The sequence below is a fragment of the Rhodovulum bhavnagarense genome, from assembly GCF_004343505.1.
Classification (GTDB): Bacteria; Pseudomonadota; Alphaproteobacteria; order Rhodobacterales; family Rhodobacteraceae; genus Rhodovulum; species Rhodovulum bhavnagarense.
Genome location: NZ_SLXU01000002.1, coordinates 179960 through 195020, shown reverse-complemented (window position 1 = coordinate 195020; position 15061 = coordinate 179960). Strand labels below are relative to the sequence as shown.

Below are 15061 nucleotides of genomic sequence, written 5' to 3'. Positions count from 1 at the left end.
ATCTGCGCAGATGGTTGAATGGCTGACCGGAATCGAAGGCACCGAGGCAGGCCACCGGTTGGCAATGATGCTGGCCCTGGCGGCCGCCTTTCTGCACGCCGTTTTCGGGGCGCTGCAAAAGGGACGGCACGACCCGTGGTTGAGCCGCGGCGCGATCGACTTTTCCTATGGCGCGATGGCCGCGCCGATCGCCCTTTTCGTGGTTCCCTGGCCCGAACCGCATATGTGGCCGATCTTTGGCGTCGTTTTCGTGATCCATCTCGGATACAAGATCGCGCAAGGCTATACCTATACCAAGGGGGCCTATACGGTCGTCTACCCGGTTGTGCGCGGCACCGGGCCCTTGTTCACGGTGATCGGCGCCTACCTGCTGTTCGGCGAAACCTTCACCCCGGTCCAGTTGCTGGGGGTCGGCGTGTTGTTGGCCGGGATCTTCGGGCTGGCTGCGTACAACCTGGTCCACTGGCAGCTTGACCGCGACACGCTGAAACCGGCCCTGGCACTGGCGGTTCTGACAGGCGGGTTCGTCGCGCTTTATACCACCTACGACGCCTATGGCATTCGCGCCACGGCAAACCCTTTTACCTTCCTTGCCTGGTTCTTCTTCATCGACGGGCTGACGGTCATGCCCTGGATCGCGCTTGCCCGCTGGGCGAACATGGCGCATCGTCCGGCTCCCGGACCATTGATGCTGAGGGGGCTTGCCGGTGGGATCGTGGCCTATTTCAGTTTTGGCGCGGTGATGATGGCCACCCGTCTGGACAAGGTCGGCGAGGCCGCCGTGTTGCGCGAGACATCGACCGTCTTTGCCGCGCTGATCGGCTGGCTGGTGCTGCGTGAAAAAGTTGGGCCTAGGCGGCTTGCGCTGATGGCCTTGATCGCGGCCGGTGCTGTAATCGTTGAAATGGGAGGCCGGTAGGATGGCAGAGCGTCGCAAGATCAATCCTGCGCTCAAATCGGCGCTCGAACTGGGGCCTATCTTGGCCTTTTTCATCGCCTATATCCGGCTGCGCGAGCAGAGTTTCACCATCGCGGGCACGCAATACGATGGATTCGTTCTCGCCACGGCGGGCTTCATTCCCCTGATCCTGCTGACGACCGGTATTCTATGGGCGCTAACGCGGCATGTCTCGAAGATGCAGATCGCAACGGCGGTGCTGGTGGTGGTGTTCGGCGGGCTGACCGTCTGGCTGAACGACGAACGCTTCTTCAAGATGAAGCCCACGGTGATCTACGTTCTTTTTGCTGGCATCCTTGGCGCAGGGCTTTTGCGGGGGCGGTCCTACCTGCAATACGTCATGGAAGAAATGGTACCGCTGGCGCGCGAGGGCTGGATGATCCTGACCCGGCGGCTGGCGATCTTCTTTGCCGGGCTTGCCGTTCTGAACGAGGTGATCTGGCGGACCATGTCTACCGACATGTGGGTCAATTTCAAGACCTTCGGCCTGACCATCGCGATTTTTGGATTCTTCATGGCGCAAGGCGCCCTGTTTCGAACATACGGCGCGGAACAAGAGACCGACGACTGAACCGGCCGTCGGGGGACGGGCATGAACGAGAGGATGACAGACCGGGAAACCGCGCTGAAAGGGCGGATCGCGCTAGGTCTCATGGGGCTTTCGGCGGGAATCGCGGCGTGGCTCGTGATCGAGGTTCTGCCTGACCGGATGGCCGATGCGCCCCGGTTTTATCTCTTTCTTGCCAGCCTGGCGGCCGCCTTTTTCACGGCCGCGCTGGCGCTGACAGGCCCGCTGTCATCGGCGCGCGCGCTAGTCGCCTCTTTCGTGCTGGCATTGCCGCTATCAGGGCTGATGACATGGGCAAGCCTGCGCTTTGGCGAGGTCGGGGAATATCTTGAAAGCGGGCATCCACAGGTTGCGTTTGCCCTGTTATGGTTCGTCCCGCTGCCCTTCGTGATCTCGCGGCTTGGACCATCGCGGCGCTGGAGCGATTACGACATCCTCTTTAACCAGTCATGGATGATCGTGGTCCGCTTTGCCGCCGCGTGGCTGTTCGTGGGTCTGGTCTGGGGGGTGCTCTTCCTGTCAAACGCCCTTCTGGAATTGGTCGGGCTGGACGTCATCGAACGATTGATCGAACGGCAAGAGGCGCCCTTTCTGCTGAGCGGTCTGACGCTGGGAGTTGCCCTGGCCGTGGTGGGCGAGTTGTCGGATTACGTTTCGCCCTACCTCGTGCTGCGGCTTCTTCGGTTGGTGTTGCCGGTGGTTCTGGTGGTGGTGGGCGTGTTCCTGGCCGCGCTGCCGTTCCAGGGGCTGTCGAACCTCTTTGGCGATTTCTCCGCCGCGGCGATCCTGATGTCGATCGCCATCGGCGCGGCAGGCCTGGTCTCAGTCGTGCTGGACTCGGATGAGTCGCGCCGCGTGCAAGGCGGAACGATGTGCTGGGCCTGTCGGGCGATGGCGGTGCTTTTGCCGGCGCTTGCCATACTGGCCGGCATTGCCGTCCGGGAACGGGTAGGACAATACGGGCTGTCGCCGGACAGGGTGATCGCCATGGCGGTCGGGGTGGTCGTGCTGGGCTACGGGCTTGCCTATGCTGGGGCGGTTCTGGCCGGGCAAGGCTGGGCGGAACGCATCCGCCGGGCCAATATCGGTATGGCCGTCTTTGCAATGGCAATCGCGGCGGCCTTTTTCACGCCGGTTTTGAATCCCCAGGCCATGGCCGCGAACAGCCAGGTCGCGCGCTTTGCCAGCGGCCAGGTCGGCCCCGAGGCGATGGATCTATGGTCGCTGGCGCATGAATGGGGCAAGCCCGGACAGGCGGCCATCGCGCGTTTGGCGACGATGCGCTCGCACCCCGAGGCAGAGGCCATGACAAGACGACTGAACGCGCTGGAGAGCGCCGACAGCCGCCATACCTTTGAATTCCAGGGCGCCCCCGACGATGCTGCCATGTTGAAGTCGGATCTCGCCCGGCGGCTGCCGGTGCTGCCAGAGGGCGCCGTGCTGCCGGCGGGATTGCTCGACAGCCTGCGGCTTTGGGAATTGCAACAGATCAGCCGGGCCTGCGATTACAAAACCGCCGCGGGCTATCCCGGCTGCGTGGCGATGCTGGCTGACCTGTCCGGCGCACGGCCGGGCGACGAGGTCTTGATCATGGCCCACGGCGCGACCGGCGGCGCGCTGGTCAGGGCCTATTTTCTCGACGCCGGGGGGCAGGGCTATACCATGCGCAGCCCCGATTACATCGAGGGCGGCGATTTTCACCGCGATGCCGACAATGCAATAGACGCGTTGCGCTCGGGGGCTTTCGCGATCCGACCGATGCAGTTGAACGCACTGGAGGTGGAGGGGCGGCGGCTTTTCTTTGGCCGCTGAGATTTGCGATCTGTTAGGGATCTTGCGCCTAGGGTGATGGTCAACCAGTGGCCAAACACCTTGGAGGGCCCATGCACGGGCTGATCAACCGCGCGCTACAAAATTTCCTGCGCGACACTTACGGGTCCGATAGCTGGGCCACCATTGCCGCCGCCGCACAGGTCGAGGGCGGCGGATTCGAGGCCATGCTGCCCTATCCAGAGGACGTTACCGATCGGGTGATCGCGGCCGCTGCTGCGCATCTGACCACGCCGCCCACGATGATTCTCGAGGACCTGGGAACCTATCTCGTCTCTGACCCGGGGATGGAGGCCTTGCGCCGACTGTTGCGTTTTGGCGGCGCGACCTTTCTGGAATTTCTCTATTCTCTGGACGACCTGCCCGATCGTATCCGGCTGGCCGTGCCGGATCTTGCCCTGCCCCGACTTGAACTGGTCGAGGACGGGCGCAACAGGTTTCTGTTGCGATGCAACGACGGATGGCCAGGATTTTGTTGCATGATGCTGGGTATCCTGCGGGCCATGGCCGACGATTACGGCGCACTGGTGATGCTGGAATCCAGCCCCGGGACCGGCCAGGCGCCCACGCTCAGGGTTCGACTTCTGGATATGCGTTTCGCAGAGGGGCGGCGATTTTCGCTTCGCGGGTCGGCATGATGACCGAGCCCGAAACCATGAGGCTGCGCGACCGCGTGATAGGCCTGTCTGGGTCCGCGCTGGACCGTCTGATGCCGATGCACCTTTGGGTCGGCGCGGGGGGCATGATCGTGCGGGCGGGCCCGACGCTGATGCACATGGCCGGGGGCGACCCCGCCGGAAAGAGGCTTGACCAGGTTATCAACGTGCGCCACCCCAGCCGGGTCAAGACGCTTGACCAGTTGTTACGCCTGCATGGCGTACCTCTCAAGCTGTGCCTCGACGCCGCCCCCGATCTGTCGCTCAAGGGCATGGCGGTGGCCCTGCCCGGCGGCGGCGGAGCCTTCGTCAACCTCTCGGCCGGGGTTTCGCTGGTCGAGGCGGTGAACCGCTTTGACCTGACGCTGGGGGATTTCGCCGCGACCGACCTTGCCGCAGAACAGCTTTACCTGCTTGAGGCCAAGGCGGCGGTGACCGGTGAATTGACGCGCCTTGCCAACCGCTTGAACGGCGCCCGCGCCAGCGCCGAGGCGCGCGCGGCCACCGATACGCTGACAGGTCTGGCAAACCGACGCGGGCTGGATGCAATGCTGGCCCGACAGGTCGATTCTGGCCGACCCTTCGCGCTGATGCATATAGACCTGGACCACTTCAAGGCGGTCAACGACACCCATGGCCATGCTGCCGGCGACGCGGTTCTATGCGAGGCCGCCGCGGTTCTGCGCGGGCAATGCCGGGCACGGGACATGGTGGCGCGCGTCGGCGGGGACGAGTTCGTGATGGTCTTTGACGACTTGCTTGATCCGCGGATGCTGCGCCGCATCGGTCAGCGTCTGATAGAACGGCTGGAAGAACCGATCCGCGTGGGCGCGACCACTTGCCGTATCTCGGCCAGCGTGGGTATCGCACTGTCAAACGCATACACCCAGCCAGATCCTGTCCGGCTTCTGCATGAGGCCGATCTTGCGCTCTATTCGTCGAAGCGCGGCGGGCGGGCGCGGGTCAGCCTGGCACGCTAGCGCGCCAGCCCTCCCCGGCCAATCCGCCGGATCGCCACGTAGAACAGCGGTACGAACAGAACACCCAGGATGGTCGCGGCCAGCGTCCCGCCCAGCACGCCAGAGCCGATCGCGGTACGCCCCCCCGCCCCCGCACCCGAGCTCAGCACCAGCGGCAGAACACCGAGGGAAAACGCCATCGAGGTCATGATGATCGGGCGGAACCGTTGCCGAGCAGCGGTGCGGACCGCATCATAAAGGCTGTCGCCGGCCTCTTGCCGATCACGGGCGAATTCGACGATCAGGATCGCGTTCTTGCCGGTCAGGCCGATCACTGTCAGGATCGCCACCTGGAAGAAAACGCCGTTCTCGAACTGCCCCAGCCACGCGCCCAGCAAGGCCCCGAGCACGCCGATCGGCATCGCGAGCATCACCGCGAAGGGGATTGCCCAGCTTTCGTAAAGAGCGGCCAGACACAGGAACACCGCCGCCAGAGACAGCGCGTAAAGCAAGGGCGCCTGGTTGCCCGAATCGCGTTCTTCCAGTGACAGGCCGGTCCAACTGACGTCGAAACCCGGCGGCAACTGCCCGGCAAGCCGCTCGATCTCGGCCATGGCCTCGCCGGTGGATACACCCGCCGCAGGGCTGCCCTGCAACTGCATTGCCGGCACACCGTTATAGCGGGTCAAGCCCTGCGGACCGAATTGCCAGCTTGCGCTGGCAAAGTTGGAAAACGGCACCATCCCGCCACTGGCATTGCGCACCCGCCACAGCTCGATATCCTCGGGGGTGGCGCGGGCCTCTGCCTCGCCCTGGACATAGACGCGCTTGATCCGGCCGCGGTCCACGAAATCGTTCACGTAACGACCTGCCCAGGCGATGGACAAGAGCTGACCTATATCGGTGGCCGAGAGCCCCATGGCACCCGCCGCCCGCCAATCGAGGTCAAGATTGAACTGCGCGGCATCCTCAAGACCGTTGGGCCGGATCGACGCGATCAGCGGGCTTTGCGCGGCCATACCCAGTAACTGGTTGCGCGCGGCAAGCAGGTCCTCGTGGTTCTGCCCGGCCCTTGCCTGAAGATAGAAATCGAAACCCGACACGTTGCCAAGCGATATCACAGAGGGCGGCACGATGGGGAAAACCATCGCATCCTCGATCTGGCTGAACGCGCCAAAGGCCCTGCCCGCAACCGCCTGCACGTCTTGGCCCGGCTCGGCGCGCTCGTCCCAGTCCTTGAGCTGGACAAAGGCGATGCCCATATTCTGTCCCTGCCCGGCGAAACTGAATCCTACCACGCCCAGCATTGATTTCACGTTGGGTTCGTTCTCGAGGAAATGGTTCTCGACCTGCTGAACTACCCCAAGCGTGCGTTCCGCGGTGGCGCCGGTGGGGGCCTGGATCAGGGTGAACAGGATGCCCTGGTCTTCGTCCGGCAGGAACCCGGTCGGCGTCTTGACGAACAACCAGCCCATCGCCACAGCCATCAGCACATAGATCATGCCGATCCGCAGCGGCCGTTTCACGATCCACCCGACCGAGGCGCCATAGCCCCCCGTCAGCTTGTCAAAGGCGATGTTGAACCAACCAAACGGACCACGTCGCACATGTACCGCATCGCGTGCGCGCAACAGCGTAGCGCACAGCGCGGGCGTCAGCGTCAGCGCCACCAGAACCGATAGCGCCATGGCCGAAACGATAGTGACCGAGAACTGCTGATATATCACGCCGGTCGAACCGGGGAAAAACGCCATCGGCACGAACACCGCCGACAACACCAGCGCGATGCCGATCAGCGCCCCGGTGATCTGGCCCATCGACTTGCGCGTTGCCTCGCGCGGGGAAAGGCCCTCTTCCTCCATGATGCGTTCGACGTTTTCCACCACCACGATGGCGTCATCCACCAGCAGGCCGATGGCCAGCACCATGGCCAGCATGGTCAGCGTGTTGATGGAAAAGCCCAGGGCCGCCATCACCCCGAAGGTGCCCAGCAGCACGATCGGCACCGCCAGGGTCGGGATCAGGGTTGCCCGCAGGTTCTGCAGGAACAGCAGCATCACCAGGAACACCAGAAGGATCGCCTCGAACAGGGTCTTGACCACCTCCTTGATCGAGATTTCCACGAAGGGGGTGGTGTCGTAGGGAATGACGTAATCGACGTTTTCGGGGAAGAAGGCGGAAACTTCCTCCAACCGTTCCTTGACCAGGGTGGCCGTATCCAGCGCATTGGCCCCCGGCGCCAGACGGATCGCCATGCCCGCGGCAGGGTCGCGGTTGAACCGCGCTATGGTGGAATAGTTCTCGGCCCCGATCTCGACGCGGGCGACATCCTTCAAGAGGACAAGCCCGCCATCGGTTTCGGCCCGCAGCACGATCTGTTCGAAATCCTCCGGCGTGGAAAGCAGCGATTGCGCCGTGATCGTAGCATTCAGCATCTGCCCATCGGGGGCAGGCAGCGCCCCGAAGGAGCCCGCGGAAATCTGCGCGTTCTCGGCCGATACCGCGGCCACGACATCCGAGGGCGTCAACTCGAACGCGGCCAGTTTCGCAGGATCAAGCCAGATGCGCATCGCATATTGCGCGCCGAAAACCTGGACCTCGCCGACGCCCTCGATCCGGCTGAACTCGTCCACCAGGTTCGAGACCATGTAGTCGGACAGGTCCACCTGTTCCAGCGCGCCGTCGCGCGAGATCAGCGCGATCACCATCAGGAACCCGGCAGAGGACTTGCGCACGCTCACGCCCTGCCGCTGTACCGTTTCGGGCAAAAGTGGCGTTGCCTGCGCCAGCTTGTTCTGCACCTGGACCTGCGCGATATCGGGATCGGTCCCGGTCTCGAAAGTCAGCGTGATCTGTGCCCGCCCCGACGAGGTGGACGAGGACGAGATATAACGCATCCCGTCCAGGCCAGTCATCTGCTGTTCGATGACCTGGGTCACGGTATTGGCCACTGTCTCGGCCGAGGCACCGGGATAGCTGGCGGTCACGCTGACAGAGGGCGGCGCGATCTCGGGATATTGGGCCACCGGCAGGGTAAAGATGGACAACAATCCCACGCCCATGATCAGGATAGAGATCACCCAAGCGAAAACCGGACGGTCTATGAAGAAACGGGCCATGGCGGGTGCTCCGGGTGGTTAGTTTTGCGGCTCGGCGCCGCGTTCCCGCGGGGCGACCGTGGCGCCGGGGGCGACTTTTTGCAGCCCCTCGACGATCAGCCGGTCGCCATCGGCCAGGCCGGAACGCACGATCCAATCGTTACCGAGATCGCGGATGACATCCAGCACGCGCATCTCGACCGTGTTCTGGGGCGTAACCACCATCGCCGTGGGCCGCCCGCGCCGGTCGCGGCTAACCGCCGATTGCGGGGCCAGGATCACGTTCTCGGCCACGCCCTGAGGCAGTTCGACCTGAACATACATCCCCGGCAAAAGGAACTTGTCGGGATTGGGAAAGGTCATGCGCAGTACCACCACCCCGGTCAGCGGATCGACCTGGGGTTCGGCTGCGGTCAACAGGCCGGTATGGTCGTACCCACCGCGATCAGGCAGGCGCAACGTTACGCTACGGTCGGCATCGCCCAACTGGGCGTCCATATGCCCGCGCCGCCAACTTACCAGTTCCGCCGCCGACATGGTCACGTCCACATAGACCGGGTCCAGCGTGCGTATCACCGCCAATGGCTCGGCCTGGCCCGCGGTCACAAGCGCGCCGCGCGTGGTCAGCGACCGGCCTACGCGGCCCGATAGCGGCGCCCTGACCGTTGTGCGATCAAGGTCGATCTCGGCGGCCAAAAGACCCGCCTGGGCAACCTGCACCCCCGCGGCGGCCGCCTCGCGCGCGGCCAGCGCGTCATCCAGCGCCTGCTGGCTGGTCACGTTGCGATCCATCAGCGTTTGTAACCGATCGGCCTCTTTGCGGGCGGCGTTCAGCGTGGCCTGTGCCTGTGCAACGGCGGCGCGCGCGGCGGCAACCCCGGCTTCGTAGGTGGCCGCGTCTATCCGGTAAAGCGCATCCCCCAGGGCAACCTCAGCCCCTTCCTCGAACAGACGTTCCTTGATGATGCCGGCGACCTGGGGGCGAACCTCTGCGACGCCAGAGGCGACGACGCGACCGGGCAAGGTGGCGGTCAGCGTCACGTCCTGCGCGTCAAGCGTAACCACGGTCACGGACTGTGGCGGACGGTCGGGCCCACCACCCTGCTGGGCCTGCGCAGGCGGAACAAGCAGGGCGAGTGAAAGGCCCAAGAGGGCAGCGAAGACCCAAACGGAACGGGGCATGGCGGGGCTCCTGGTCGGCGCAATATAAAAGGGGTGGATTTGCGCAGGACATAGATTTATGAAACGATACCGTTTCGCTATTCCATACCGCCAAGCCGCGCAAGCTTAATCTCGCAGTCGGCACGCAGGCGTTCATCTGAGAGGTAGCCCTTCGCCATGGGCCGTCCACTTTCCCGCCGAGGCCGTCCGCCGCAAATGACCGCCGCCCAGCGCGAGGCGCTTATTCTGGATGCCGCCGAGCAGGTGCTGTTGGCGCGCGGCCTGCAAGGTCTGACGATGGAGCGTGTGGCTCAATGCGCGGGAATGTCAAAGCGCACACTCTACGAACATTTTCTCGGGCGCGAGCCATTGATGGCCGCCCTGGTCACGCGGCTACGCGGCGCGGTGATCCAGCCGCTTACCCCGGCACAGACCGCGCGCCCGCTGGCCGAGCGGTTGCACCTTTTGCTGGACCCGCAGGCCGAAACAGAGACCTGCGCCACCGCCCTTGAAGTGCTGCGCGCCGTGGTTGCCGAGGCACCCCAGCATCCCGAACTCGCCGCGCGGTTCCTCGAGGACGGGCCGCGCGCGGTGCGCCGCATGATCCGCGACGAGCTGGACCGCGCTGTGGCAAGGGGCGAGATCGGGCTGACCGATACACAGGCCGCCGCCGCGCTGTTGCACGGCATGGCGCTGACCTGCCCGCTCGAAGCATTTCTTGCGACGGACGCGCCCGCTGCCGACGCTGCCGCCCGCTCTGCACATGTCGCCCGCGCGATCGCAGTTTTCCTGCGGGGTGCCGGCGCGCTCTGACCGGGGCGGAATTGCCGGTTTCCTCGGGGCGTGATTTCCTTTAACTAGGCGGCGAATTTTAGCCGGATCAGCGCCGTCCGGTCTAGGGCTAGCGCGCCTGCCCAGCGATACAAACCCACGCCGCACGCCGGACGGCATCTGCGGTCCCTGACGATCGGGGAGACCATGAAAGCACTCTACGCCTATCGCGACCAGTGGACGGGCAATATCCGCGGCGACATCCTTGCGGGCCTTGTCGTGGCGCTGGCGCTGATCCCCGAGGCCATCGCCTTCTCGATCATCGCGGGCGTGGACCCCAAGGTGGGGCTTTACGCCTCGTTTTCCATAGCGGTGATCGTGGCGATCACCGGCGGGCGGCCCGGCATGATCTCTGCGGCCACCGCGGCGACCGCGGTCTTGATGGTGACGCTGGTCAAGGAACACGGGCTTCAATACCTGCTGGCGGCAACGGTGCTGGCGGGGCTGATCCAGATCGGCGCGGGGTTGGCGCGGCTGGGCCACCTGATGCGCTTCGTGTCGCGATCGGTCATCACCGGCTTTGTCAACGCGCTGGCGATCCTGATCTTCCTGGCGCAGGTACCCGAACTGACCGGCGTGACATGGGTAACCTATGCGATGGTCGCGGCGGGGCTGGCGATCATCTACCTGTTCCCGATGATGACGACCGCGATCCCCTCGCCGCTGGTCACCATCGTCGTGCTGACCGCGGTCACGATGGTGCTGGGACTGGATGTGCGCACGGTCAGCGACATGGGGGCGCTGCCCGATACGCTGCCGGTGTTCCTGATCCCCGACATCCCTCTGAACCTCGAAACCTTGCAGATCATCCTGCCTTATTCCATCGGGGTCGCCGCTGTCGGTCTCTTGGAAAGCCTGATGACCCAGACCATCATCGACGACCTGACCGACACGCCCAGCGACCGCAACCAGGAATGCATCGGCCAGGGGATCGCGAATACCTGCACCGGCTTCATCGGGGGCATGGCAGGCTGTGCGATGATCGGACAATCCATCATAAACGTCAAATCCGGCGGGCGCGGGCGGCTGTCGACCTTTACCGCCGGCGCGATGCTGTTGTTCCTGATCGTGGTGCTGGGCGATCTGGTGGGCCAGATCCCGATGCCCGCGCTGGTGGCGATCATGATCATGGTCTCGATCGGCACCTTCTCCTGGTCGTCGATCCGCAACCTGCGCGAACATCCCCGCTCGTCCTCGATCGTGATGCTGGCGACGGTGTTCTTCGTGGTCTACACCCACAACCTGGCCATCGGGGTGCTGGTGGGGGTGCTGCTGTCGGGTATCTTCTTCTCTGCCAAGATTGCACAGCTGTTCCGTGTAACCTCGGAAATCTCGTCCGACGGGCGCGAACGCACCTACGTTGTGGAAGGCCAGTTGTTCTTTGCCTCAACCGAGGATTTCATGAAATCCTTCGACTTCAAGGAGGCGCTTGAGCGCGTCACCATCGATGTCAGCCGTGCCCATATCTGGGACGTTTCGTCCGTTGCGGCGCTGGACATGGCCGTGCTCAAGTTCCGCCGCGAGGGCGCCACCGTCGAGATAACGGGCATGAACCAGGCGTCTGAAACCATCGTCGACAAGCTTGCCATGCATGACAAGCCCGGCGCGATGGATGACCTGATGGGACATTGAGGGGGTGGAGATGTCTGGAATACTGATGGCGCTGGTCGACGGCTCGGCCTATTCCGAAAGCGTCTGTCGCCATGCCGCCTGGATCGCCGGGCGCACCGGCGCGCAGGTCAAGCTCTACCACGTCCTCGACCCGCGCCGGGCACAAGGCAGACGCGACCTGTCGGGCTCTATCCGGCTGGGCGCGCGCACCAAGCTGATGGAACAGCTCAGCGACCTTGACGAACAGCACGCCAAGCTGGCCCAGGCCCAGGGCCGCGCGATCCTTGAGGATGCAAAGACCCTGATCGAGGCAGAGGGCGTGAGCGATGTCATCACCCGGCTGCGCCACGACGACATCGTTGCCACGGTCGAGGCCAAGGAGGCCGTCGCCGACATGATCCTGATCGGCAAGCGGGGCGAGGCGGCGGGCCTGGAAAGTCCGCATCTTGGATCCAATTTCGAGCGGATCGTGCGCGCCAGCCACAAGCCGGTCTTCGTCGCCAACCGCGCCTTTGCCCCGATCCGGCGGGTTCTGATCGCCTATGACGGCGGCGTGTCCTCGATGAAGGCAGTGGATTACGTCGCCCGCGACCCGCTGTTTTCCGGGCTGGAGGTGGTGGTTGCCTCGGTCGGGCAGGAAAACGCCGAATTGCGCAAGGCGCTGGACAATGCCCGCGCAACGCTCAAGGCCGGAGGGCACGAGGCCGAGGCAAGGGTTCTCAAGGGCAGCCCCGACAAGGCACTGGGCGATCTGATCAAGGGCGGCGGCATCGACCTTCTGGTGATGGGCGCCTATGGCCATTCGCGCATCCGCACCATGGTCATCGGCTCGACCACGACCGAGATGATCCGCACCTGCAAGGTGCCTGTCGTGCTGATGCGCTGAGGCCGCGCGCGGATGCTTGGCGGGCGGTCCGAGGCCAGTTATCAAGACGGCCCGAACCGACGCAGGAGCCCCGCCTTGAGCACCGCCGAAACCCGCATCGCCCGCATTATCGCCGCCGAAATCAACGCCACCCCCGCCCAGGTCGCAGCGGCGGCGCGGCTGCTGGACGAGGGCGCGACAGTTCCCTTCGTCGCCCGCTACCGCAAGGAGGTGACGGGCGGGCTGGACGACACGCAACTGCGCCTTCTGTCAGACCGGCTCGCCTATCTGCGCGAGATGGAGGCACGGCGCGACACGATCCTGAAATCCATCAAGGAACAGGGCAAGCTGACCGACGACCTGGCCCGCGCCATAGCCGGCGCCGAAACCAAGGCAACGCTCGAAGACATCTACCTGCCGTTCAAGCCCAAGCGCCGGACCAAGGCGATGATTGCCCGCGAAAACGGGCTGGAACCCCTGTTGCGGGCAATCCTTTCGGACCGGAACGCAAATCCCGAAACGCTGGCGGCGGGCTACTTGTCCGAGGCTGTCGCCGACACAAAGGCCGCACTGGCCGGTGCGCGTGATATCCTGGCCGAAGAATTATCCGAAAATGCCACGCTTCTGGGCCGGTTGCGCGATTTCATGCGCGCCGAGGCGTTCATCGCGGCCCGTGTCCTGCCCGGCAAAGAAGAGCCGGGCGCCAAGTTTTCCGACTATTTCGACCACCGCGAGAAATGGGCCACGATCCCCGCCCACCGGGCACTGGCGATCCTGCGCGCTTCGAAAGAGGAAATCGTCACGATCGAGATCGCCCCCGATCCCGAAACCGGCGCCACCCGCGCGACCGGCATGATCGCTGCCGCGATCGGCATCGCGGGCGAGGGTCCCGGCGACGACTGGCTGCGCGAGGCCGCCGGCTGGACATGGCGGGTCAAGCTCAGCCTTGCGATGTACATGGACCTTTTGGGTGAATTGCGCCGTCGCGCCCATGACGAGGCGATCGGCGTCTTTGCCCGAAACCTGCGCGACCTGTTGCTGGCCGCACCGGCGGGCGCGCGGCCCACACTGGGGCTGGACCCAGGCATCCGCACTGGTGTCAAGGCGGCGGTTGTAGATGCGACCGGCAAGCTGGTCGAGACCTCCACGCTCTATCCCTTTCAGCCCCGCAACGACCTTCAGGGCAGCGAGGCCAAGCTGATCGAGATGATCCGCCGCCACGGAGTTGGGTTGATCGCCATCGGCAACGGTACCGCCAGCCGCGAGACCGAGCGGATGGTGGGCGACATCCTGCGCCTGTTGCCCGCAGATGTGCCCAAACCCACCAAGGTCGTCGTGTCAGAGGCCGGGGCCTCTGTCTATTCGGCCTCGGAACTGGCCGCGCGCGAATTCCCCGATCTCGATGTTTCACTGCGGGGCGCGGTGTCGATTGCACGGCGGCTGCAGGATCCGCTGGCCGAACTGGTCAAGATCGAGCCGAAATCCATCGGCGTCGGCCAGTATCAGCACGATGTCGACCAGCGTCGCCTGGCACAGGCGCTGGAGGCGGTGGTCGAGGACGCGGTGAACGCGGTAGGGGTGGATCTGAACACCGCCTCGGCGCCTCTTTTGTCCCATGTGGCGGGGCTGGGCCCGCGCCTGGCCGAGGCCATCGTCGCCCATCGCGACGCCAACGGCCCCTTTGTCTCGCGCAAGGCGCTGCTCAAGGTGGCCGGGCTGGGCCCCAAGGCGTTCGAACAGGCGGCGGGTTTTTTGCGCATCCGCGACGGGGCCGAACCGCTGGACGCCTCGGCCGTCCACCCCGAGGCCTACGGCCTGGCCCGCCGGATCGTCTCCGCCTGCGGACGCGACCTGCGCCAGATCATGGGCGATGGGGCCGCGTTGAAGGCGCTGCGCGCCGAGGATTTCGTCGACGACACATTCGGCCTGCCCACGGTGCGCGACATCCTGGCGGAGCTGGAAAAACCCGGCCGCGACCCGCGCCCCAGCTTCAAGACCGCGGCCTTTGCCGAGGGGGTGGAGGACATCAAGGATCTGAAACCCGGCATGATGCTTGAGGGCACGGTGACAAATGTCGCTGCCTTTGGCGCCTTCGTCGATATCGGCGTGCATCAGGACGGGCTGGTTCATGTCAGCCAGCTTGCCGACCGGTTCGTGAAAGACCCGCATTCCGTGGTCAAGGCCGGTGACGTGGTCAAGGTGCGGGTAGTCGAAATCGATATCGCGCGCAAACGTATCGGCTTGTCGATGCGTCGGCCGGACACCCCCGCAAAACCGGGCACCGGCCCGGCCAGGCGATCGGGCAAACCTGCCCAGGACAAGGGCGCGCGTACCCAAAAGGGTGACAACGGGGCGCTTGGCGCGGCACTCAGGGCCGCGATGACGCGAAAAGATTGACCCGCGGCAGGCGGCCGTCATTCCCTGCCCCGGCAGGATCGGGATGTCATGGTGATGTCACGAAACGAGACGAGACAGGCACCAAAACAGGCCGCCCCTGCCGCGGGGACGGCGCCCCGCATGGACG

Annotated in this window: 11 protein-coding genes; 9 read left to right on the top strand and 2 right to left on the bottom strand. The window is 64.7% G+C overall.

Going from position 1 to position 15061, the window contains the following annotated elements:
- Window positions 1–10 precede the first annotated feature (10 nt).
- The 5 genes from EV663_RS04535 (at window position 11) to EV663_RS04515 (ending at window position 4992) form a co-directional block, all read left to right on the top strand.
- On the top strand, window positions 11–919 hold the full coding sequence (locus EV663_RS04535) for an EamA family transporter (RefSeq protein ID WP_132950600.1): 909 nt from the start codon (window positions 11–13) through the stop codon (window positions 917–919).
- Window position 920: 1 nt separating this feature from the next.
- On the top strand, window positions 921–1529 hold the full coding sequence (locus tag EV663_RS04530) for an inner membrane-spanning protein YciB (protein ID WP_132950599.1): 609 nt from the start codon (window positions 921–923) through the stop codon (window positions 1527–1529).
- A gap of 33 nt (window positions 1530–1562) precedes the next feature.
- Window positions 1563–3338, top strand: a complete 1776-nt coding sequence (locus EV663_RS04525; RefSeq protein ID WP_165910127.1) for a DUF4153 domain-containing protein — start codon at window positions 1563–1565, stop codon at window positions 3336–3338.
- A 71-nt stretch (window positions 3339–3409) separates the two neighbouring features.
- A complete protein-coding gene (locus EV663_RS04520) occupies window positions 3410–3994 on the top strand; it encodes a heme NO-binding domain-containing protein (protein ID WP_132950597.1) in 585 nt (194 codons plus the stop codon).
- The gene (locus tag EV663_RS04515) at window positions 3994–4992 is read left to right on the top strand and encodes a GGDEF domain-containing protein (RefSeq protein ID WP_165910126.1); all 999 of its coding nucleotides are present in this window, start codon (window positions 3994–3996) and stop codon (window positions 4990–4992) included. Before EV663_RS04520 ends, EV663_RS04515 begins: the two co-directional genes overlap by 1 nt.
- Here EV663_RS04515 and EV663_RS04510 read toward each other — a convergent pair.
- Window positions 4989–8090, bottom strand: coding sequence for an efflux RND transporter permease subunit (locus EV663_RS04510; RefSeq protein ID WP_132950595.1), 3102 nt, complete (start codon window positions 8088–8090; stop codon window positions 4989–4991). The genes EV663_RS04515 and EV663_RS04510 overlap by 4 nt on opposite strands.
- Before the next feature lie 18 nt (window positions 8091–8108).
- Window positions 8109–9251, bottom strand: a complete 1143-nt coding sequence (locus tag EV663_RS04505; RefSeq protein WP_132950594.1) for an efflux RND transporter periplasmic adaptor subunit — start codon at window positions 9249–9251, stop codon at window positions 8109–8111.
- Between the two features lie 195 nt (window positions 9252–9446).
- Between EV663_RS04505 and EV663_RS04500 the strand changes: the two genes are divergently transcribed.
- The 4 genes from EV663_RS04500 (at window position 9447) to EV663_RS04485 (ending at window position 14934) form a co-directional block, all read left to right on the top strand.
- A complete protein-coding gene (locus EV663_RS04500) occupies window positions 9447–10043 on the top strand; it encodes a TetR/AcrR family transcriptional regulator (RefSeq protein WP_165910125.1) in 597 nt (198 codons plus the stop codon).
- Window positions 10044–10208: 165 nt separating this feature from the next.
- Window positions 10209–11693, top strand: a complete 1485-nt coding sequence (locus EV663_RS04495; protein ID WP_132950592.1) for a SulP family inorganic anion transporter — start codon at window positions 10209–10211, stop codon at window positions 11691–11693.
- A gap of 10 nt (window positions 11694–11703) precedes the next feature.
- A complete protein-coding gene (locus tag EV663_RS04490; protein ID WP_132950591.1) occupies window positions 11704–12558 on the top strand; it encodes a universal stress protein in 855 nt (284 codons plus the stop codon).
- Between the two features lie 75 nt (window positions 12559–12633).
- On the top strand, window positions 12634–14934 hold the full coding sequence (locus tag EV663_RS04485) for a Tex family protein (RefSeq protein ID WP_243697865.1): 2301 nt from the start codon (window positions 12634–12636) through the stop codon (window positions 14932–14934).
- Window positions 14935–15061: the final 127 nt, after the last annotated feature.